Here is a 21,294-nt window from a genome sequence, read left to right as displayed (position 1 = left end):
TGATCCCTACCACTCCTTTAGTGATAATCGGGATGTTTTATTTTTAGCTTCAAAATAAAGAAGCCTGTTAATTAACCAACTAAGATTAGTTAACAGAAAATAAATAAATGATAAGTGATGACTGAAAACAATCGATTAGGACTACTTATTTTTCTTCGCTAGCGAAGCACTAAATAAGAAGGTAAGCTAAACTACTTTTCAGTTTCCAACAAAAAGCAAATTAATTGGGGTAACACACATGTATCAGAAGCAAGTAGAAATCACTGCAGAAAACGGCCTTCACACTCGTCCTGCAGCTCAATTCGTTAAAGAAGCTAAAGCATTCGATGCTGATATTACAGTGACTTCTAATGGTAAAAGCGCAAGTGCTAAGAGCCTTTTCAAACTACAAACTCTTGGCCTAGTAAAAGGCACTGTAGTAACTATCTCTGCAGAAGGTCCTCAAGCTGAAGCGGCTGTTGATCACCTAGTTGCTCTTATGGACCAACTACACTAATCACATCTGTGATTCACGGTATTTTTACTTTTTATATTTGAACAAATTAAGGTAAGGCTATGATTTCTGGAATTCTAGCATCTCCTGGTATTGCTTTCGGTAAAGCACTACTTCTTCAAGAAGATGAAATTGTCCTAAATAAAACACCTATTTCGGACGATCAAGTTGAAGCAGAAGTAAAACGCTTCTTTGATGCTCGTAATAAATCTTCTGAGCAATTAGAAGGCATTAAACAAAAAGCACTTGAAACCTTCGGTGAAGAGAAAGAAGCTATCTTCGAAGGCCACATCATGCTGCTTGAAGATGAAGAGCTAGAAGAAGAAATTTTAGCCCTCATCAAATCAGACAAAATGTCTGCTGACCTTGCAATCCACACTGTGATTGAAGAACAAGCAACAGCACTTGAGTCTCTTGATGATGACTACCTTAAAGAACGTGCTACCGATATCCGTGATATCGGTACACGTTTTGTTAAAAATGCACTAGGCATTAACATCGTATCTTTAAGCGCTATCAACGAAGAAGTGATTCTTGTTGCTAACGACTTAACACCATCTGAAACTGCACAAATCAACCTAGAATTCGTTTTAGGCTTTGCTTGTGACATCGGTGGTCGTACATCTCATACCTCTATCATGGCTCGTTCACTTGAACTTCCTGCGATTGTGGGTACCAACGACATTACAAAACAAGTATCGAACGGCGATATTCTAGTTTTGGATGCGATTAACAACAAAATCATCGTTAACCCTTCTGATGCAGAACTAGAAGAAGCGAAATCAATTCGTGATAACTTCTTCGCAGAAAAAGAAGAGTTAGCGAAATTAAAAGATCTACCAGCTGTCACTCTAGATGACCACCATGTAGAAGTTTGCGGTAACATCGGTACAGTGAAAGACTGTGACGGTATTATTCGTAACGGTGGTGAAGGTGTAGGTCTATACCGTACCGAATTCCTGTTTATGGATCGTGACTCGCTTCCAACTGAAGAAGAGCAATACAAAGCTTATAAAGAAGTTGCTGAAGCAATGGGCGATCAAGCTGTAATTATCCGTACTATGGATATCGGTGGTGATAAAGATCTTCCGTACATGGATCTACCAGAAGAAATGAACCCGTTCTTAGGCTGGCGTGCAGTACGTATCAGCTTAGACCGTCGTGACATCTTAAAAGATCAATTACGTGGTATCTTACGTGCATCAGCACACGGCAAGCTGCGCATCATGTTCCCAATGATTATCTCTGTTGAAGAGATCCGTGAACTTAAAGCGGCACTTGAAGAATATAAAGCAGAACTTCGTAACGAAGGCCTAGCATTTGACGAAAACATCGAAATCGGTGTAATGGTTGAAACACCGGCTGCTGCTGCAATTGCTCACCACCTTGCAAAAGAAGTTTCATTCTTTAGTATTGGCACAAACGACTTAACTCAATATACTCTTGCAGTTGACCGTGGTAATGAGTTAATTTCTCACTTATACAACCCGCTATCTCCAGCTGTACTGACTGTGATCAAGCAAGTAATTGATGCATCACACAAAGAAGGCAAATGGACTGGTATGTGTGGCGAGTTAGCAGGTGATGAACGCGCTACCCTACTTCTATTAGGTATGGGCTTAGACGAATTCAGCATGAGTGGTATTTCTATCCCTCGCGTTAAGAAAATCATCCGTAACTCAAACTTCGCAGAAGTAAAAGCAATGGCTGAAGAAGCACTTGCTCTACCTACTGCGGCAGAAATCGAAGCTTGCGTTGATAAATTTATCGCAGAAAAATCGAATTAAGAATATAATCTTTCAACTAAAGATTAAAAAGTTAACTGCTTAGGAGCACGACATGGGTCTGTTTGACAAACTTAAGAAGCTAGTATCTGACGACACAGCTGATGCGGGCGCGATTGAAATTATCGCACCACTTTCTGGTGAAATCGTAAACATTGAAGATGTGCCTGATGTGGTTTTTGCTGAGAAAATCGTTGGTGATGGTATTGCTATCAAGCCAAATGGCGACAAAATGGTTGCACCAGTAAACGGTACAATCGGTAAAATCTTCGAAACTAACCACGCTTTCTCTATCGAGTCTGACGATGGTATCGAACTATTCGTTCACTTTGGTATCGACACTGTTGAACTAAAAGGTGAAGGTTTCACACGTATCGCTGAAGAAGGTCAAACTGTGAAAGCAGGCGACACTATCATCGAATTTGATCTTGCATACCTACAAGAGAATGCAAAATCTACGTTGACTCCTGTTGTTATCTCTAACATGGACGAAATCAAAGAGTTGAACAAACTTTCTGGTAACGTTGTTGTTGGTGAAACACCAGTTATCCGTATCACTAAGTAATTTTCTTGGTGATATAAAAAACGCTGCTCAAGGGCAGCGTTTTTTTATATCTGGAATATATATGAAATAGACCAGCGACTGAAAACTCTCCAATCGCTGATAATCATTGATATTAGCTTAAGGCCAACTCCGCCAGCATTTCTTTTGATGGTGCGAAGAAGTAAGCACCTGTCGCTGCTTGAGTAAAACGTAATAGATGATCGGTTTTACCATCGGTTTCACCAAACATATTGTTCAGCATAACTTTAAAATTATGTAGGCGATTACAGTAAGCAATAAACAGTAAACCATGCTCGCCTGACACTGAACCATAAGGCAAACTATGGCGAACCATCTTCAAGCCTTTACCATCTTCTTTAATATCGACACGACCAACATGAGATTGTGCTGGCACATCATCTAATTCAACCGAATCTGGTTTAGTTCGACCAATCACTTTTTCTTGAGCCGATACATTTAAACGATTCCAAGCTGGTATGTTATGAATATAACGCTGCAGCATCACATAGCTACCACCAGCAAACTCGCCCTCTGGGATCACAGCAACCTGACGACGCTCATCCCCTTCTGGGTTTTCCGTCCCATCAATAAAATCCGTCATATCGCGGCTATCTAAGAAGCGGTAACCATAGGTTTCATCGACAATTTCAACATCATCACTAATCTCTGTCATTAACTTACGCAATAGGTAAAAATGCAAATCGTGTCGGTTAGAGTGGCAATGCAAAAGAACATCAGCTTCAGTGGCAGGGGCAATCGTCTCACCTTTTCCTAGCTCAACAAACGGTTCTAACTCTTGAGGCATACTCTGATTGGTTTTTTGCCAGAAAGAGTGAGTAAAAGCTAAAGAGATATAAAGGTTAGCATCCGGTTGCTGATCGTTGAGTGATGATACTAGATCTGGTAAGGCTTTCAGTTGCTCAAGAACATGAGAATGGTTGCGATTAATCTTAAGCATACACTGCAAAGAAAATGGATTGGCTTCTGGGATAATGGCCGATTGTGGTAGCGACATGAATACTTCCTTATTCTATGTTTATTGTGGTTATTATACCCAAGTGAATGATTAAATGTTCAAATATTGCGTAGGAAAATACAGAGAATAAAATAAAAAACCATCACTCCCCTAATGAGTTTATAAATTCGTTATTATGCTAAATTCGGGATTGTGAAAGTGTCTTTCACTCTCTGAGAATGCGACAAATAAATCAATAACCATACTAGGCCTAATAAGGTCAGTGCATCACTCCAGTTAAATAGCCATTGAGTGATGGATAAATGATAAAGCGTGATCACAAACTGTGCAGAGACCACAGCAAGGGTGTAACTGCGACCAAAGCTCAATATCTTATTAAGCCAAATCCGTTCTGGCGTACGTAGTGATATCGCCCATGCCAAAACCACGACCGGCAAACCCACCACTAACCCCAGATATAAGCTATCAGGTACAGGGTAAACAATTGATAGCAACTTAGCACTCATGGTCCGACTTGCACTGGCCACGATAAAGACAATCCAAGCTTTCGCCAGAAATAGCCAACTTAACCATAGCCATAGGCTCGGCTTTAGAAAACCATTTCTATCATAATCATCGACACTGTAAGTGATCGCATACTGCACTGGTGTTTTCTTCCTTACCATATTTAAAGGCTGTTGATTTATGCGGAGGGCTGTTAGTCTTATACCTTACATAATCCGTAGTTACATTTAACTTCTGCTACTTTAACAAATAATGAATAGATAAAAATGAAGCCAAGCAAAAAAAACATTTCACCAGAAACTCAGCAAGAAGCACTAGCGGTAGCAAAATCGACTCAAAAGCCGGGGCAGACCAAAGAACAAACTAAATTGATTGCGCAAGGCATAGAGAAAGGCATCGCGCTGTATAAGAAACAACACAAAGAAAAGTTAAGAGAAGCGGACAAATTACGTAAAAAACAGTCGAAAAATAGTCATCAAAATCAGACGGAATCAGGTGAAGAGCTACCGACGAGCGACAACAAACCGTCAAACCAGCCAATATTACCATGGGTATTACTGGTTCTCAGTTGGGTTGGGTTTGCCACTTATTTGTTGTTACAACAATAGCAGCAATATTATTTCACTAACCCTAGAAATTGGCCGATATCAGCTTGCCACTGTTTTAGAACGCGCACATCGAAAGGTCCCCAATTATTCACCGTATAATAGCCATCATTATGGCGACGACCATCCTGTACAAAAGATAAGTGAATGCCAATTGCAGGTAAGGCTTTCAAGACATCTTGAATGGTTCTCCTTGGCCAACCTGTTAATTCCATTAATTTAGGTACATTTGGGCGTTCTAAATCTTTAATTAGCAAGGCAATATAAAGGCGTCTTGCAAATACCGGGCTAAGCTCCACAGTAATATCCTCAAACAGAGATCGATTAGATCAATCAAAACAATTGAGCTTATTATCACCGTAAATGCGTAAAGCCATTTTGCGTAGGATCAATCAGATGCTATACAAATAACCATCGCCCCCTGACAACTATGAAACAAGTGCATTAACACGCTGAATTGTGTACGATTCGTTAAATAAAGTTTAAGCGAATAAGGATAATAAAAAATGATTACCATGTATGGCATCCCAAACTGTGACACGATTAAAAAAGCCAAAAAATGGTTAGAAGCCGAAGGCATCGAGTATCATTTTCATGACTACCGTAAATCAGGAATTGATGCTGAATTAATTGCCCTCTTTTTCCAAAAGTTTGGTTGGGAGACCGTAGTCAATAAACGCGGCACGACCTACCGCCAGTTATCCGACGAACAAAAAAACACCTTAAATCAAGATAGTGCCATCTCGTTACTAATCGAAAACCCAGCAATGATTAAACGCCCTATCTTATTAACTGAATCAACAGCCATTATCGGATTTAAAGCTGCTGATTATGAAGCTCAATTAAAGTAAGGAAATCACAAGGATGTCAGACAGTCCCGTACTTGCTCTTGCGCAAGATTTGTTACAGCGCCAATCGGTCACTCCAGAAGATGCCGGTTGCCAAGATTTAATGATTGAACGCTTAAAAGCACTTGGATTTGAAATTGAAGTCATGGTATTTGAAGATACCACCAACTTTTGGGCTCGCCGCGGCTCTAGCGCACCACTATTTGCTTTTGCAGGACACACCGATGTGGTTCCTTCCGGCCCATTAGAGCAATGGCATACCCCACCGTTTGAACCGACGATTATTGATGGCTATTTACATGCTCGTGGCGCTGCGGATATGAAAGGCTCACTCGCTTGTATGGTCGTCGCTGTAGAGCGTTTTATTGCCGAGCACCCTGACCACCAAGGTTCAATTGCTTTTTTAATTACCTCCGATGAAGAAGGCCCATTCATTAACGGTACGACCCGCGTGGTTGATACCTTAATGGCACGTGATGAAATTATCGACATGTGTATTGTGGGTGAACCATCAAGCACCAATCAAGTCGGCGATGTCATCAAAAACGGCCGCCGCGGCTCAATCACAGGTGACTTAACCGTGAAAGGTACTCAAGGGCACGTTGCCTATCCTCACCTCGCGAATAACCCAGTTCATCAAGCACTGCCTGCATTGGCGGAATTAGCCGCGACCACTTGGGATAATGGCAATGAATATTTCCCGCCGACTAGCTTTCAAATTCCGAATTTATCATCCGGTACTGGCGCTTCAAATGTTATTCCGGGCGAGTTTCATGTCCAGTTCAACTTCCGCTTTAGCACTGAACTCACCGATGTTGAAATTAAGCGTCGCGTCCATTCAGCCCTTGATGCTCATGGCTTAGACTATGATCTAAAATGGACACTCAGTGGCCATCCATTCTTAACCGATCAAGGTCCATTAATTGATGCGGTAGTAGAAGCAGTAAAAGCGGTTAATCATCAACCAGCACAGTTACTCACTACGGGCGGCACTTCCGATGGACGATTCATTGCACAAATGGGTAGTCAGGTAGTCGAGCTTGGGCCAGTGAATGCCACCATTCATAAAGTGAACGAATGCGTGAAAATTTCTGACCTAGAGAAACTGACTGATATGTATCAAAAGACGTTAGAAAACTGTCTAACAGGAAAATAGTCTTACATATCCAAGAGACTTTCTAATAAGAAGAGCAGCACATGACCCAATATTCACTTGAGCAACTGACCGGATTATCTCAAACTCACCTCACTACTCTGCTTGTTGAAAATAAAGAGGGCGTAGGACAAAAAGAGTTTCTGATCCATCGTGATGTTAAAACACCACTGAGCGGATTAATTCGCGATGCTCAGGTGAATGGGTTTGAATTTTCTATCGCCAGCAGCTTTCGTGATTATCACCGACAAGCCATGATCTGGAATGCAAAATTCAGTGGTGAAAGACCAATATTAGATAGTGACAGCCAGCCTCTCGATAGTACAACGTTAAGCGACCTAGAAAAAATTCACGCTATTATGCGTTGGTCAGCTCTACCTGGTGCCAGCCGCCATCACTGGGGTTGCGAGTTAGATGTTTATGCACGCAATCTGTTACCTCAAGACACTCAACTACAATTAGAGCCTTGGGAGTACCACACTGGTCATCAGGAAGAATTTAATCTCTGGCTAACGGAGGCTATGCCTAAATTTGGTTTCTATCGCCCCTACCAACATGACCTTGGTGGTGTTGCAATAGAGCCTTGGCATATTAGCCATATTGATACCGGGCGTGAGATGCTAGAGCAACTATCCATAGATAAGCTGCAACAAATTTGGAACAAGCATCCCTTTTTGGGGGTTGAATCAATATCCCAGCATGCTGAAAGCTTATATAATCGTTACATCAGCAATATTACTGTCGCGTAAATAGCCGCAACTAAGTAGGACTTATGGATTTAGACTTACTACTCAACCCTTGGGTGATTAGTATTATCATCATTGTTTTTATCATCGGTAATTTAGCGTCAATGAAATATTTGGGGCAATCACATTTAGTGCGCAAAAACCCAAAAGCGAAATCTGACCTAGAGAAGCTCATCGAAATCTATAAAGAAAAAGATCAGCAAGAAGCACAAGACAAAACAGGTCAAAAAAAGAAAACCGATTCAGATGATACCAACCCATAACGTTGGAATATAAAAAACACCGCCAAATTTGGCGGTGTTTTTTATTACTTAGAATCACAGATCCAACAACTAAGACTTATCACTAGTATCAAACATCGCTTGAAGTACCGGAATCAAGGTTTGTAAATCGTCTTGTGGAATCGGTTTACCATCAGCATCAGTCACATTGATAGAAGTACGGTTGTCTAAGTCACCAACTAATAAGCCATATTTCTTATCACTTAAGGTCAACGGCTTAACACCTAGGCTTTGCCATACTTCTTCACCTGGATCTTTATAATCCATATCAATGGTGCCTTGCGAGCGGTTTTTATCGGTAATATTAAAGCCGATTTGCGGCAGAACCGTTTCAAGCTTGCTCCAAACTAAATCGTAAGGTGCACGAGCAATAATTACTGGTAAACCACTTCTATCTTTCCCCATGGTTACCGGCACTTTATTAATCAACTCTAGTGCTCGAATTCTCGCTTCTTCCGTCACTTGTTTATCATATTGAGTGGTAATGTAATTCACCATTACACTTGAATAACGATCCTCAATTTCAGGCGTTAATTCAATCGTGTCATTATCTTCTTTCCACTCAACGAGTGTCACATGGAAACCATAACGGCCCGCCGTTTCTAAACGATCGACTTTATAACGACCCGCAATTGGATACGATTCATCTTCCGCACTTAAATTGACCCAATCCGTTTCTAATGACGTTGGAGTATCAGTACGAAGCTCGATACCTTTTTCATCTATCATACGGTGAAGCATGTCCCAAACTTTATTGAGCTCTTCTTGGCTAATTAACCAAACCGTCACTTCACTGTCTTGCTTTTCAACACGAGCACCAGGAATTAACTCTAAAACCTGTTGCGGCGCACGAATATCAACGTCAGGACCGAGTTTTCCTTTGTACTCACCTTGAGGAATATTGTATTGAGGATAAAACTGAGGCTGAGCATCAGGAAGGGTCACCCACTCTTGATCCAAAGACGTGTCTAAATATTCAAAATCATCTTTCGCTTGTCTACGCTGTTCCGGATCCCCAGCACACGCTGACAATACCAATACCGCTAGTGAACTAATCACTAACTGGTGAGAGAATTTCATTTCTATACAACTCCTGAAAATAGGCTTAAGCGAACTTGAAACCCATTTTTATTGAATACCAGCGTCTTTAAGCGCTTGAGCCACAATCACTTGACCAGATTCCGTTAACTCGGTTAATGGTAAACGCAAGAAACCTTCAGAGATCAAACCAAGCTTATGAGCGGCCCATTTCACTGGAATAGGGCTAGATTCAATAAATAAATTTTTATGTAATGGCATCAGCTTCTGATTGATTTCATCAGCCGCATCAAGTTGCCCTTCCGCTGCTAATTTAAACATTTGCGCCATTTCTGCAGCGGCGATGTTATTAGTCACTGAAATCACACCATTACCACCGCGCTTAACAAAATCTAAGCCAGTCGCATCATCGCCACTTAGTAAGACGAATTCATCACCACAAAGTTCACGGAATTTATCCACTCGAGACAAATCACCCGTAGCATCTTTAATTCCGACAATATTATCGACCTGAGATAAACGGCCAACGGTTTCAGGTAATAAATCCACTGCAGTACGACCCGGTACATTATAAAGAATCACTGGTACTTCACTGACTTCAGCAATCGCTTTGTAATGCTGATATAAACCTTCTTGAGTCGGCTTATTGTAGTACGGCGTGACACTCAAACAGCCTGCAACACCTGAGTCATTTAATAGACGGCTAAATGTCACTGCTTCATGAGTCGCATTGGCACCCGTGCCTGCAATAATAGGGATGCGTCCAGCTGCAAACTCCACCGTCTTATTCACGACTTTGACATGTTCTTCAACGGTTAAAGTGGCAGACTCGCCAGTCGTTCCAACCGCAACAATGCCGCTTGAACCTGATTTAATATGGTATTCCACTAGATTTTTAAGGCTATCATAATCGACTTCATCGAGATGATTAAAAGGCGTAACTAGTGCAACTATGCTTCCTGAGAACATGCTTCTCTCCTTATGAAATTCTTCTAGCATGTTACTTTAACAAGCTCAATGAAGACAAGGGCTCAACACTTCTTTCTGGTAATTTACAACGAAATAATGACATTGGTTTACTTTCTCAATATAAAAGCCCCTCGAAAGATCTTGCTTTCACTTACAGCGGCCAATTTTATTTATGATAAGATATGATCATTATTTCAATTTGGACGTTGAGATCATGGTTCATCATCTAGTTATTACCGCAGTCGGTTCAGATAGACCGGGAATCTGCAATCGCTTAACCCAGGTTGTGACGCATTCTGGCGGAAACATTGTCGACAGTCGTATCGCTTTATTCGGCAAGGAGTTCACTTTAATTATGCTGATCTCAGGTGAAACCAATGCCATTACTCGCATCGAAACCTTATTACCATCAATGAGTGCTGAACATGACCTCATGGTAGTAATGAAACGTACGGCTCCTCACCAACCACCGCAATATACTTACAAAGTTGAATGCACCATAGAGTCGGAAGACCGAGTGGGCTTAACGGAAGCATTTACTCAATTTTTTTCCAACCATCAGATCAATATTTCTGAATTAAGCGCACAAACTCAAAAAGCCACCACTCCTCAACAGGCAGGACAAGCTGACCAGTTCCATATTTTCATTTCCGGTTTAACCGAGCTTGATATGGATACCACTCAACTAGAACAAGCATTTGAGCGATTATGTCAGACACTTTCTGTTAATGGTGAATTGCAAATACAAGCAAAAATGGATTAATCATTTCACTTTATATACCCAAGTAACTTCTTATATACCCAGTAACTTCGGATAAGAAACACCGCAAATAAAAGGAAGAATCATGCAAACATTGACCGCAGGCACTCCCGCACCTAATTTCGCTTTACTTGACCAAGACGGCAAAACCGTTTCTTTAGGTGACTTTAAAGGTAAGAAGGTTTTATTTTACTTTTACCCAAAAGCCATGACGCCGGGCTGTACGGTTCAAGCTCAAGGCCTTCGCGATATTCAGCAAGAATTAGCAGATAAAAATGTCGTCGTACTCGGCGTCAGTATTGACCCAGTAAAACGCCTAGGTAAGTTTATCGAACGAGATAACTTAAACTTCACTCTACTGTCTGATGAAGATCATGAAGTGTGTGAGAAGTACGGTGTTTGGCAGCTCAAGAAGTTCATGGGTCGTGAAAACATGGGCGTTGTAAGAACAAGCTTCCTGATTGATGAGTCTGGCAACCTTGAGCATGTATTCAACAAGTTCAAAACCAAAGATCACCATGAAGTGGTACTTAACTACCTAAATGACAATGCTTAATCATCGCTCTAGATAAGTATTGAACAGACTAAAACGCCCAGATATTTGATGATATCTGGGCGTTGTTATATCAATAGCTTTCTACGTCGTTATAGTGGCTCAGCTGGCGGTTCATTGTTTGTTTCATTACTTGGTAAAGCATTCCAAACCGCTTTGACTAGTGTGGCTAATGGAATCGCAAAGAACACGCCCCAGAACCCCCATAATCCACCAAATACCAATACCGCGACTATAATCGCGATCGGATGTAAGTTAACCGCTTCCGAGAACAGTACTGGCACCAGCACATTACCATCGAGCATTTGTACAATGCCATAAGCGATCACTAACCAATAAAACTGAGGAACTAATCCCCATTGGAATAGTGCGACTAGTACCACTGGAACGGTAACCGCTACCGCACCGATATAAGGAATCAGCACAGAAAAACCGACTGCAACGGCGAGTAATACAGGGTAACGCAACCCAAACATCAAGAATACGATGTAAGTTGCCACGCCAACGATCACAATCTCCACGACTTTACCGCGAATATAGTTGGAGATTTGGTTGTGCATTTCATCCCAAACCTTGGTGGCTAAGCGGCGATTTTGTGGTAACACTCCACTTAATGTTGCCATCAGTTCTGATTTGTCTTTCAGTAAAAAGAAAATCAATAACGGCACAAGTACTAGGTAAACCCCTAGCGTTGCTAAGCTCAACAATGAAGCCATGGAACCCCGTAAAATGGTATCGCCCATACCGATTATTTTGTTTTGAGCGTTATGCATAATTACTTCAATAACCTGGACATCTGCTATGTCTGGATAACGCTGTGGCAAGCTCGCAATATAAGTTTGGAAGGTGGTATACATGCCCGGCATATCATTAAGCAAACTAGCAATCTGTCGCCAAATAGTCGGTACTAGGCCAAAGAAAGCTAACAGCATCAAGCCAATGAAAGCACTCACCACCACTAAGACACTCGCCAGTCGAGGCAGCCCCACTTTAGATAGACGGTTAACTGGCCACTCCAACAAGTAGGCTAATACAATAGCGACCAATAATGGCGCAATTAAATGTCCAAAAAAGTAAATAGTAATAAAACCAAATAATAAAATCGCCACCAAGCTCACGGCATGTGGATCAGAAAATCGTTTTTTATACCAACGAACTATCATTTCAAACATTCAATTTGATTCCTTTTTCGTTACTAACAAAGTACATTCACCATTATGCTGTTGTACTTTTACTGAATACGGGGCTTGTTTAAAATATCGAATCATATCGTTAATCGATGCAGTGTCATTCGATAAGATGGTTAGTGATTGCTGGTTCAACAATTCAGCACTTTTTCGTTTGGCTAACAATAGTGCCATTGGGCAGCGCTGAGATCGTAAATCAAGACACTCTACTTTCATTCAGCCATTAACCTTTATGATAGAGTTATTAATCATGAGCGAGTATAAATGCTTTGGATAAAAAAGAAACCAAGCAAATGATTTTGGGTCTATACCTCTGACAAATATACCTAAGTCACCTCTAAACCTTGAGCTTACTTAGGTATAACAGATAAACTGGCTTTGCTTTTATAACGTCAAATAATAATGGATGTTGCTTAACGATATGCGCCAATTTTTTCGCACTACCGCATGCTTATGTCTTTCGGCTTTATTATGCGTACAACCTATCGCCTATGCACAGCAAGACTTACCGGATATAGGTACCGCTGCGGCAGGCACATTGACCATTGCTCAAGAATTAGAGTATGGCGATGCTTACATGCGAATTTTGCGCAGCACCAGTCCAATTATTAGTGACCCAGTGATGGATGAGTACATCACCTCGTTAGGCCACCAGCTGGTTGCCAGTGCTAATGATGTCAAAACCCCTTTTCACTTCCATTTGATCCGTGATCGTAGTGTGAACGCCTTTGCCTTTTTTGGTGGGTACGTGGTGGCCAATACCGGTTTATTTCTTCACGCCAACAATGAAAGCCAACTTGCCTCGGTTTTTGCGCACGAAATATCGCATATCACTCAACGACATCTTGCTCGACATATGGAAGATCAAGCGCGTCGTACGCCATTAACGATTGCCGCTTTAGTCGGTTCATTATTACTTGCTATCGCCTCTCCAGAAGCAGGTATTGCTGCGGTTAATGCCACTACCGCAGGTTCAATGCAAGCCAGTATTAACTACACGCGCTCTAATGAACAAGAGGCAGACCGATTTGGTATTGCCACATTGGCCAGAGCCGGTTTTGATCCTGAAGGCATGCCTCAATTCTTTGGCCAATTAGCCGATCAATATCGCTATGCAAGCACCCCGCCGCCAATGTTGCTGAGTCACCCTTTACCTAAAGCACGTCTATCCGAAGCAAGAGATAGAGCGGGCCGTTACCCTAGAGTCAATCCACCTATTTCTGTTAATTTCCATCTTGCCAAAGCGCGAGTGATCGCTCGCTATGCTAGCATCGATTCAGCTCAATCATTAGATTGGTTTGAGCGTAGACTGCAAAAAGCCAGCCCAATGATAAAGCCAACTTTAGAGTACGGCCAAGCCTTGGTTTATATGGATAGCGGTAAAATATCTCAAGCAGAAACCATCTTAACCCGACTACTGGCCAGCGATCCGTACAATAATTTTTATCTTGATGCGGTGTCTGACTTATACATACATAAAAAACAGTATGACAGCGCGATAACTTTGCTTAAAAAAGGACTCGAAAGAAAACCGGGCAATCAAGTATTAACCATTAACTATGCCAATGTTCTTATTGAAGCAAACCGCAATAAAGAGGCAATTAATATTTTACAAAAGTATACCCATGCTCATCCAGATGAAACGGTGGGATGGTCATTGTTAGCCAATGCTAATCGAAAAGCCGCCAATGAGCCGGAACAATTAGCATCAGAAGGTGAAATATTTGCACTGCGAGCGAATTGGAATAAAGCAATCAGTAACTACACTAGAGCAAGTCAGTTAGCCGAATTAGGCAGTCTACAACAAGCAAGATATGATGCTCGGATTGACCAATTGCGTATCGAACAGCAACGTTTTGCTGCTCTACAATAATTCATTAAAACTTTATAAGGATATGTCATGTCAGTTGTTATTTATCACAACCCACGCTGCTCAAAAAGCCGTCAAACATTAGAGCTATTAACCGAACAAGGCATTGAACCTCAAGTGGTTAAATATTTAGACGATACACCGGATGTTGCCACGCTAAAAACCTTGTTTAAGCAACTAGGCTTAACCAAAGTTCGCGATATGATGCGCATTAAAGAAGATATTTATAAATCACTAAACTTAGCCGATGAGGCTTTGAGTGATGATAATCTATTTAACGCTATGGCTGAAAACCCAAAACTGATTGAACGCCCTATCGTGGTTGCCAATGACCAAGCTCGCCATGGCCGCCCACCAGAGCAAGTGCTTGAGATTCTATGATTGATCCACTGCTAAAGCGCAGCTCCGTGACTATTGTTGTGTTGTACCATAGCCGACACGGTACAACGCAGCAGTTAGCTCGCCATATTGCCCGAGGGGTAGAATCGGTAGAAAACTGCCAAGCTTCATTGCGCACTGTTGCGGATATTGATTCCAATGACGACCATCCTGCTACCGATCCTGTGATCGAATTACCAGAATTAAAGCAATGTGATGGTTTGGCAATTGGTAGTCCAGTTTGGTTTGGCAATATGAGTGCGGCGATGAAACACTTTTGGGATCAAACCACTTCTTTGTGGATCGCTGGTGATTTAATTGATAAGCCCGCTTGTGTGTTTACCTCATCATCGTCCCCTCATGGCGGGCAAGAGACTACTCAACAATCAATGATGTTACCGCTATTGCATCACGGCATGATGGTAATGGGACTCCCTTATTCAGAGCCAAGTTTACACACTAGCTTTAAAGGCGGAACGCCCTATGGAGCAAGCTCGATATCGAAACAAGGCCATAGCGGACTCGATAAACAAGTGACTGAGTTAGCATTTGCACAAGGCCAACGTTTAGCAAAAGCAGCTTTAGCCTTATCATCTCTACATACTTAATCACATGCTTCACTAAATCATGCTTCATCAACATAAGAAACGGACTTTATGACACAATCATCGGCGACATCGCCACTTTTTGATCGCTACTTGGCTCTATTTAGCTACTTTGCACTACTGCTGTGGGTACTCGCATGGCATGGTTTCATTTCCCCTCACCCCGATCTTAACTCAACCGCCGTCACCGTAGGTTGGTGTATTCCGTTACTGCTGCCTTTTATCGGTATCATTAAAGGTAAACCCTATACCCACGCTTGGGCGAACTTCATTTTAATGTTCTACTTTTTGCACTCATTAACCATTTTATATATCGATAATGGTGAGCGCATACTTGCAGCTATTGAACTGCTTTTAACTAGCATTAATTTTGTGGCCAATATTCTTTATGCTCGCCACAAAGGTAAAGCACTTGGCTTAAAGCTAACGCGTCTTTCAGAAGTAGAAAAGCAAGAAAAAGCCAAATATGAAGGTTCAAACAAATAGTACATACCCACAGTAATTGACGTTGCAGTGAGGCGCGAATGAACGCCATCAACAAAGCTGCAACTTCAAGTACGACGGGTATGATTATTCAGAAAACGCTTGCGATAAAACTTTCTGAACTTCGGTTCTAAGCCAGCGGTGTGCAAGGTTATTATGTTGTCTTGCATGCCAAACCATATGATATTGGTAGGTTGCTGTCTCTATTGGGGTATCCATCACCACCACCTCTAAGTGCTCTGCCATTTTTCTCGCCAAACATCCCGGTAAGGTTAGCAATAGATCACTTTGCTCAATGGCATAAGGCGCAGCAGTAAAGTGCGGCATTCGCAATACCACGTTACGTTTACGACCAATTTTTGCTAATGCCAAATCAATCGCTCCCGCTCTATCTCCTCCCATCGAAATTAACGCATGGGCACTATTACAATAAGCATCTAAAGTTAAAGGTTGATTGGCTAACGGGTGGCCTTTCCTCATCATGGTCACTAAACGATCTGGGCCAAGAGCCTGCGCATAAATATCAGCTTGCGGTTTTTGTACATCACTACTAAAACTTAAATCAGCCTCACCAAGTGATAACTTTTCCATCATATCTGGCTGACGATTTAAACACGTCAATGACACGCCCGGTGCTTGCTCAAATAATGTTTTATAAACGGGTGGCATGAAAACTTGCGAGAAAAAATCACTCATCATTAAGGTGAAATGCGTATTGGCTTGCTTGGGTTCAAAAGCCGCTGGGTTGAGCAACGTTTCTGCGTGCTGCAATAAACAATCCAATGACGTCGACATCTCAATCGTACGCTCGGTAGGTAGCAGACCACCTTTGGTTCGCACAAATAGAGGATCACCAAATTGATGACGTAAACGCTGCAAAGTACGGCTCATTGCCGATTGCGTGATATTCAGTTGCAAAGCCGCTTTGGTGACACTTTTGGTGCGAATCAAAGCTTGTAATGCGACCAATAAATTTAAGTCGACTTGATTTAGCTTATTCATGATATGACTTTAGCTCATTTTGGTAATTATCTTTATGCATTAGGAATATATTACCTTTCTCGCTATTCTAACAGCATAAATTTTCAATCAACTCCACGATAGAGGTTCCAATGCATATTGAAAGTAAAGGTTACGCTTTAAAACAACGTCCAGCTGGCATGCCAACTCAAGAGTGTTTTGAGTTACAAACCGAAACGATTACTGATATCACTGAAGGCCAATTCATCATCAAGAACCTTTGGTTATCCGTTGATCCTTATATGCGTGGCAGAATGACCGATGCTGAAAGTTATGTACCGCCATTTCAACTTGGTGAATTAATGCAAGGCTCTGCGATTGGTGAAGTGATTGAATCCAAGCATCCAGATTTTCAAGTAGGCGATAAAGTTAACAGCATGCTTGGTTGGCGCGAATACGCAGTCTCAACCGGTGACATGGTACAAAAACTGCCACAGACTACACTACCCGACCAAAGCTTCCTCGGTGTTGCAGGTATGCCAGGCTTAACCGCTTGGGTTGGTTTGAATATTATTGGCGAACTGAAAGAAGGCGAAACCGTATTAGTTTCTGCCGCTTCAGGCGCGGTCGGTAGCCTAGTTTGTCAATTTGCTAAATTAAAAGGCTGCCGCGTTATTGGTAGTGCTGGTAGTGATGAAAAAGTGGAATGGTTAAAATCACTTGGTGTCGATGGCGTCATCAATTACAAAGATTATAACAATGCCGCTGAGCTTGAAGCCGCACTCGCAGAACATTGCCCACAAGGTGTTGATGTATGCTACGAGAATGTTGGTGGAGATCACCTAGAAGCCGCATTAAATTTATTAAATCGTTATGGACGCATGAGTGTCTGCGGCATGATTGATCTATATAACCTAGAAGACGCTAAAGCCGGCCCAAATAATCTGGCTAACATCGTCAAGAAGAGCCTACGCATTCAAGGCTTCATCGTCTCTGATCACTGGGAACATTATCCAAGCTACGTTGCGCAATTAACTCAATGGGTTGAGCAAGGAAAAATCAGCTGGAAAGAGACGACCCGTGAAGGCATCGAAGCCACTCCTGATGCTTTCCTTGGATTATTTAAAGGTGAGAACATCGGTAAGATGCTCATTAAACTGTAATAAGAAATCATCATTCTGAACACAATCTAAATTCAATAACGTCGCTTTCACGTAAAAGCGACGATTTACTCTGGAGCAACAAATGAACAATTTTAGCTATCAAAATACGACTCAAATTCATTTTGGCCAAGGTCAAATCTCAGCAATCACCAATAGCATTCCTAAAGACAAAAAAATTCTGGTGACATACGGTGGCGGTTCAATCAAAAGCAACGGTGTGTATGACCAAGTGGTTGCTGCGCTTAAAGATCATACTTGGGATGAATTCTCTGGCATCGAGCCAAACCCACAATTCGACACTTTAATGAAAGCAGTTGAAAAAATCCGTGCCGAAGGCTTTGACTACCTATTAGCTGTTGGCGGTGGTTCAGTGGTTGATGGTACTAAGTTCATCTCTGCGGCGGTTGGCTTTGAAGGTGACACTTGGGATATCTTAGCTAAAGGTGCTGAAGTGAACAGTGCACTACCTTTAGGTTGTATCTTAACCCTACCGGCGACTGGTTCTGAAACCAATATTGGTGCAGTAGTAACTCGTGGCAAAGAAAAACTAGCATTTATGAACCCGCTAGTTCGCCCTCAATTTGCAGTATTAGATCCACAAACCACATTAAGCCTATCTGAGCGTCAAACCTCTAACGGTGTGGTTGATGCCTATGTTCACGTAATGGAGCAATACTTAACGTACCCTGTTAACGCAAAAATCCAAGACCGTTTTGCAGAAGGTATTCTACTTACCTTAATCGAAGAAGGTCCAAAATTAATCGATAACCTACAAGATATCGAAGCTCGTACTAACGTTATGTGGGCGGCTACTCAAGCACTAAGCGGTTTAATCGGTGTTGGCGTACCTCAAGACTGGGCAACTCACATGATTGGTCACGAACTAACAGGTAACTTCGGTGTAGACCACGGCCGTAGCTTAACTATCGTACTCCCTGCGGTAATGAATGTATGTCGCGAAGAGAAAAAAGCGAAATTACTACAATATGCAGAGCGCATCTGGAATATCACTGAAGGTTCTGATGATGCTCGTATTGATGCGGCGATTGAGAAAACTAAGCAATTCTTCAGCCAAATGAAAACGCCTGTTTCACTTGGTGAAATCGATCTTGCACAAGCAGACGTTGATACTGCCATCACAAGCTTAGAAGCACATGGCATGACAAAACTCGGTGAACACGGCTCAATTGATATTGCCCGTTCACGTAAAGTGCTAGAAACTGCGCTTTAAGTTATAGCGAGTTCAATTAATCACTGAATTAATTTAACGCAGCAAAAAGGGAGCCAACTTGGCTCCCTTTTTTATATCCAAGTGAACTGGATATATCTACCTTATTCTATAAACTAAACCACAACTGCTGATCGGCTGGCAATTGTTCTTCAGTAGTTTTATCTTCTGGCTCTGAGCTCTCTGGAGCAACCGCATCCGTTTCTTGCTCTATTTCTTGATCTGATGCTTGGTTGGCTTGCTGAGCATCCCCTTCTTGGGCTAACTGCTCGGCGGCCACTTGTTCTGCCACTTTTGCAGAGTCCACAGGCGCTTGTGCTTGCTCTATTCCTTTTAATCCTGTGACTTGCTTTTCAAATTCCGCTTTGTTGCTTAATAGTTGAATATTGAATGTCACATTCGCACCTTGAATCGAGTGCACTTGTACTGTTGCAACACTCTCTAAATCAAGTAAAGAGCGCTCTAAATTAAAGAAAGGTTGAGCCGATTGAATGCCAGAGAAATGAGCCCATAGCGCATCATCCGCCACTTGCTTACCGGTTGGTTTGTTTTTCTTAGCGTAGTAAGCACTAACTCGGTCAATGGCTTTATCTATCGCTTGAGCGACATCGCCACTTTCAACCCCTGTGACAGCAGATTGAGGCGAAGAGGTAATACTATCAGGAGCCATATCATAGAGCTGCCAATTGACTTCTGAAGATGCTCCATTAGCCGCCACTTTTAGTACGAGTACAGAATCTGCCGGATAACGAACACTGGCAGCGGCAAGTGGCTCTGGAAAGCCGCCCCATAAATCTGGCGCAGAAATTTTAGTTAAATCATCCATATCACCCACGGGCAAAGTGATCGGAAGCCCTGACTGTTGCGCGGCCGTTTGTAAAGCTGACACTGAATCTAATCCAGATTGCTCCCAACCTACTTGACGCTCAACATTGTCATCTTGCACCAACCAAACTAAAACGTTCTCACGTTCTTTCGGCCAAACCGAAGCATTGGCTTTTGATAACAACACACTGATTTGTTTAGGGCTGTACTGCATATCTAAACTTTTTTCGCCATTTAGCGTACCATATTTAAATTTCGCCAAATAATCAGAGCCATCGCGCATGGCTTTTTTTACGACCTCATTGTCAGCAATATTGGCATTACCCGATGCTTTAACTAACACTTGCTCGAGACCTTCACCCCATGCAATTGAGCGTGCATTTTTTTCATTACTTAACACAACTTCAGCGTGATATACATCAACCGACGTTTTAGCAACTGTCGTTAATGGAAATAAAATCGAAGCGACAAGGGGGATAACAAGATAACGCATAACAGACCTGTTTTTTATTCAGAAATCATTCTGTGTAGTAGCACCACACTCTTATATTAAGCCGCTAATCATACATGAAACGTATACATTTTTCTTCGTGCTAATGGGCATAAAAAAAGCGACTCCATTTAATAGAGTCGCTTTATACTAATTAATTCCATCTTCCAGATAATTTTCTGAAATGGCGTTATTTATTGAGTGCCGAAGATCTTATCACCAGCATCGCCTAAACCAGGAACGATATAACCTTTATCATCCAGTTTTTCGTCAATCGCAGCAGTGTATAACTCAATATCAGGATGCGCTTTCTCTAAAGCTTCAATGCCTTCAGGAGCAGCAACTAGCACTAGTACTTTAATTTGGTTACAACCTTGCTCTTTTAACAAGTCAACTGTTGCAATCATAGAACCGCCGGTGGCTAACATTGGGTCAACAACTAGAGCGATACGCTCATTAATGCTAGAAGTTAACTTGTTAAAGTATGGGATTGGCTCAAGTGTTTCTTCATCACGGTATACACCAACAACAGAAATTCTAGCGCTTGGCATGTGCTCAAGTACGCCATCCATCATCCCTAAACCAGCACGAAGGATCGGCACAACGGTGACTTTTTTACCTTTAATTTGGTCAATTTCAACCGGGCCATTCCAGCCTTTAATTGTCACTTTCTCTGTTTCAAAATCAGAGGTCGCTTCATAAGTGAGTAAACTTCCCACTTCTGTTGCTAACTCACGAAAACGTTTTGTGCTGATATCGCCTTCGCGCATTAGACCAAGCTTATGCTTAACCAGTGGGTGTTTAACTTCTACGACTTTCATGTCCAACTC

General features: G+C 41.9%; 26 protein-coding genes. 16 read left to right on the top strand and 10 right to left on the bottom strand.

Going from position 1 to position 21,294, the window contains the following annotated elements; translation table 11 throughout:
• Positions 1–238: 238 nt before the first annotated feature.
• From L3V25_RS09335 to crr, 3 genes are read left to right on the top strand one after another with little or no spacing between them, the layout of a single operon-like run.
• Complete coding sequence (locus L3V25_RS09335) at positions 239–496, top strand: HPr family phosphocarrier protein (RefSeq protein WP_027696971.1); 258 nt, start codon at positions 239–241, stop codon at positions 494–496.
• 59 nt (positions 497–555) lie between these two features.
• On the top strand, positions 556–2,280 hold the full coding sequence (gene ptsI / locus L3V25_RS09330; RefSeq protein ID WP_237295111.1) for a phosphoenolpyruvate-protein phosphotransferase PtsI: 1,725 nt from the start codon (positions 556–558) through the stop codon (positions 2,278–2,280).
• A gap of 52 nt (positions 2,281–2,332) precedes the next feature.
• Positions 2,333–2,842 (top strand): PTS glucose transporter subunit IIA, encoded by a 510-nt coding sequence (crr, locus tag L3V25_RS09325; protein ID WP_027696969.1) that lies wholly within the window; start codon positions 2,333–2,335, stop codon positions 2,840–2,842.
• Between the two features lie 112 nt (positions 2,843–2,954).
• Here crr and L3V25_RS09320 read toward each other — a convergent pair whose 3' ends face one another.
• A complete protein-coding gene (locus L3V25_RS09320; RefSeq protein ID WP_237295110.1) occupies positions 2,955–3,857 on the bottom strand; it encodes a Dyp-type peroxidase in 903 nt (300 codons plus the stop codon).
• 134 nt (positions 3,858–3,991) lie between these two features.
• On the bottom strand, positions 3,992–4,462 hold the full coding sequence (locus tag L3V25_RS09315; RefSeq protein WP_237295109.1) for a DUF2919 family protein: 471 nt from the start codon (positions 4,460–4,462) through the stop codon (positions 3,992–3,994).
• Between the two features lie 126 nt (positions 4,463–4,588).
• Here L3V25_RS09315 and L3V25_RS09310 point away from each other — a divergent pair, with 126 nt between their 5' ends.
• Positions 4,589–4,930, top strand: coding sequence for a DUF2956 domain-containing protein (locus L3V25_RS09310; protein WP_237295108.1), 342 nt, complete (start codon positions 4,589–4,591; stop codon positions 4,928–4,930).
• Positions 4,931–4,938: 8 nt separating this feature from the next.
• On the opposite strand, the gene L3V25_RS09305 is transcribed toward L3V25_RS09310, so the two are convergent.
• The gene (locus L3V25_RS09305) at positions 4,939–5,226 is read right to left on the bottom strand and encodes a helix-turn-helix domain-containing protein (RefSeq protein WP_237295107.1); all 288 of its coding nucleotides are present in this window, start codon (positions 5,224–5,226) and stop codon (positions 4,939–4,941) included.
• Between the two features lie 207 nt (positions 5,227–5,433).
• On the opposite strand from L3V25_RS09305, the gene L3V25_RS09300 reads away from it, so the two are divergent.
• Genes L3V25_RS09300 through L3V25_RS09285 form a run of 4 tightly spaced genes read left to right on the top strand, consistent with a single transcriptional unit; the run spans position 5,434 to position 7,937 of the window.
• A complete protein-coding gene (locus L3V25_RS09300; protein WP_237295106.1) occupies positions 5,434–5,778 on the top strand; it encodes an ArsC family reductase in 345 nt (114 codons plus the stop codon).
• Between the two features lie 13 nt (positions 5,779–5,791).
• Positions 5,792–6,931, top strand: a complete 1,140-nt coding sequence (gene dapE / locus L3V25_RS09295; protein WP_237295105.1) for a succinyl-diaminopimelate desuccinylase — start codon at positions 5,792–5,794, stop codon at positions 6,929–6,931.
• A gap of 41 nt (positions 6,932–6,972) precedes the next feature.
• Positions 6,973–7,677 (top strand): M15 family metallopeptidase, encoded by a 705-nt coding sequence (locus tag L3V25_RS09290; RefSeq protein WP_237295104.1) that lies wholly within the window; start codon positions 6,973–6,975, stop codon positions 7,675–7,677.
• Between the two features lie 23 nt (positions 7,678–7,700).
• Positions 7,701–7,937, top strand: a complete 237-nt coding sequence (locus L3V25_RS09285) for a DUF2897 domain-containing protein (protein WP_237295103.1) — start codon at positions 7,701–7,703, stop codon at positions 7,935–7,937.
• 69 nt (positions 7,938–8,006) lie between these two features.
• Here the strand turns inward: L3V25_RS09285 and bamC are convergent, their stop codons facing one another.
• Both bamC and dapA read right to left on the bottom strand, forming a co-directional pair.
• Complete coding sequence (gene bamC / locus L3V25_RS09280) at positions 8,007–9,035, bottom strand: outer membrane protein assembly factor BamC (RefSeq protein ID WP_237295102.1); 1,029 nt, start codon at positions 9,033–9,035, stop codon at positions 8,007–8,009.
• 48 nt (positions 9,036–9,083) lie between these two features.
• Positions 9,084–9,962, bottom strand: a complete 879-nt coding sequence (gene dapA / locus L3V25_RS09275) for a 4-hydroxy-tetrahydrodipicolinate synthase (RefSeq protein WP_237295101.1) — start codon at positions 9,960–9,962, stop codon at positions 9,084–9,086.
• 214 nt (positions 9,963–10,176) lie between these two features.
• Here dapA and L3V25_RS09270 point away from each other — a divergent pair, with 214 nt between their 5' ends.
• Complete coding sequence (locus L3V25_RS09270) at positions 10,177–10,725, top strand: ACT domain-containing protein (protein ID WP_237295100.1); 549 nt, start codon at positions 10,177–10,179, stop codon at positions 10,723–10,725.
• A gap of 82 nt (positions 10,726–10,807) precedes the next feature.
• Positions 10,808–11,278: a thioredoxin-dependent thiol peroxidase gene (gene bcp, locus L3V25_RS09265; RefSeq protein WP_237295099.1), complete on the top strand. Its 471-nt coding sequence runs from the start codon at positions 10,808–10,810 to the stop codon at positions 11,276–11,278.
• Positions 11,279–11,367: 89 nt separating this feature from the next.
• Here the strand turns inward: bcp and L3V25_RS09260 are convergent, their stop codons facing one another.
• Both L3V25_RS09260 and L3V25_RS09255 read right to left on the bottom strand, forming a co-directional pair.
• Positions 11,368–12,447: an AI-2E family transporter gene (locus tag L3V25_RS09260; protein ID WP_237295098.1), complete on the bottom strand. Its 1,080-nt coding sequence runs from the start codon at positions 12,445–12,447 to the stop codon at positions 11,368–11,370.
• A complete protein-coding gene (locus tag L3V25_RS09255) occupies positions 12,448–12,678 on the bottom strand; it encodes a sulfurtransferase TusA family protein (RefSeq protein ID WP_237295097.1) in 231 nt (76 codons plus the stop codon).
• A gap of 205 nt (positions 12,679–12,883) precedes the next feature.
• Between L3V25_RS09255 and L3V25_RS09250 the strand changes: the two genes are divergently transcribed.
• Genes L3V25_RS09250 through L3V25_RS09235 form a run of 4 tightly spaced genes read left to right on the top strand, consistent with a single transcriptional unit; the run spans position 12,884 to position 15,801 of the window.
• Positions 12,884–14,335, top strand: coding sequence for a M48 family metallopeptidase (locus tag L3V25_RS09250; RefSeq protein ID WP_237295096.1), 1,452 nt, complete (start codon positions 12,884–12,886; stop codon positions 14,333–14,335).
• 27 nt (positions 14,336–14,362) lie between these two features.
• Positions 14,363–14,713, top strand: coding sequence for an arsenate reductase (glutaredoxin) (gene arsC / locus L3V25_RS09245; protein ID WP_237295095.1), 351 nt, complete (start codon positions 14,363–14,365; stop codon positions 14,711–14,713).
• Positions 14,710–15,318: an NAD(P)H:quinone oxidoreductase gene (gene wrbA / locus L3V25_RS09240; protein WP_237295094.1), complete on the top strand. Its 609-nt coding sequence runs from the start codon at positions 14,710–14,712 to the stop codon at positions 15,316–15,318. The genes arsC and wrbA overlap by 4 nt, the downstream gene beginning before the upstream one ends.
• A 48-nt stretch (positions 15,319–15,366) precedes the next feature.
• Positions 15,367–15,801, top strand: a complete 435-nt coding sequence (locus tag L3V25_RS09235; RefSeq protein WP_237295093.1) for a DUF2069 domain-containing protein — start codon at positions 15,367–15,369, stop codon at positions 15,799–15,801.
• A gap of 84 nt (positions 15,802–15,885) precedes the next feature.
• On the opposite strand, the gene L3V25_RS09230 is transcribed toward L3V25_RS09235, so the two are convergent.
• Positions 15,886–16,800 carry a LysR family transcriptional regulator gene (locus tag L3V25_RS09230; protein WP_237295092.1) on the bottom strand — a complete coding sequence of 305 codons (915 nt, stop codon included), beginning with the start codon at positions 16,798–16,800 and terminating at the stop codon, positions 15,886–15,888.
• A 110-nt stretch (positions 16,801–16,910) separates the two neighbouring features.
• On the opposite strand from L3V25_RS09230, the gene L3V25_RS09225 reads away from it, so the two are divergent.
• Together L3V25_RS09225 and L3V25_RS09220 are read left to right on the top strand one after the other, a co-directional pair.
• Positions 16,911–17,921 carry an NADP-dependent oxidoreductase gene (locus tag L3V25_RS09225; protein ID WP_237295091.1) on the top strand — a complete coding sequence of 337 codons (1,011 nt, stop codon included), beginning with the start codon at positions 16,911–16,913 and terminating at the stop codon, positions 17,919–17,921.
• Between the two features lie 82 nt (positions 17,922–18,003).
• Positions 18,004–19,152 (top strand): iron-containing alcohol dehydrogenase, encoded by a 1,149-nt coding sequence (locus L3V25_RS09220; RefSeq protein ID WP_237295090.1) that lies wholly within the window; start codon positions 18,004–18,006, stop codon positions 19,150–19,152.
• 106 nt (positions 19,153–19,258) lie between these two features.
• On the opposite strand, the gene L3V25_RS09215 is transcribed toward L3V25_RS09220, so the two are convergent.
• Together L3V25_RS09215 and upp are read right to left on the bottom strand one after the other, a co-directional pair.
• Complete coding sequence (locus L3V25_RS09215; protein WP_237295089.1) at positions 19,259–20,467, bottom strand: DUF2066 domain-containing protein; 1,209 nt, start codon at positions 20,465–20,467, stop codon at positions 19,259–19,261.
• Between the two features lie 191 nt (positions 20,468–20,658).
• Positions 20,659–21,285: a uracil phosphoribosyltransferase gene (upp, locus tag L3V25_RS09210; RefSeq protein WP_237295088.1), complete on the bottom strand. Its 627-nt coding sequence runs from the start codon at positions 21,283–21,285 to the stop codon at positions 20,659–20,661.
• Positions 21,286–21,294 lie beyond the last annotated feature (9 nt).

This window comes from Vibrio sp. CK2-1 (assembly GCF_021726515.1).
Taxonomy (GTDB): Bacteria; Pseudomonadota; Gammaproteobacteria; order Enterobacterales; family Vibrionaceae; genus Vibrio.
This window is presented reverse-complemented; position numbering and strand designations above follow the sequence as displayed.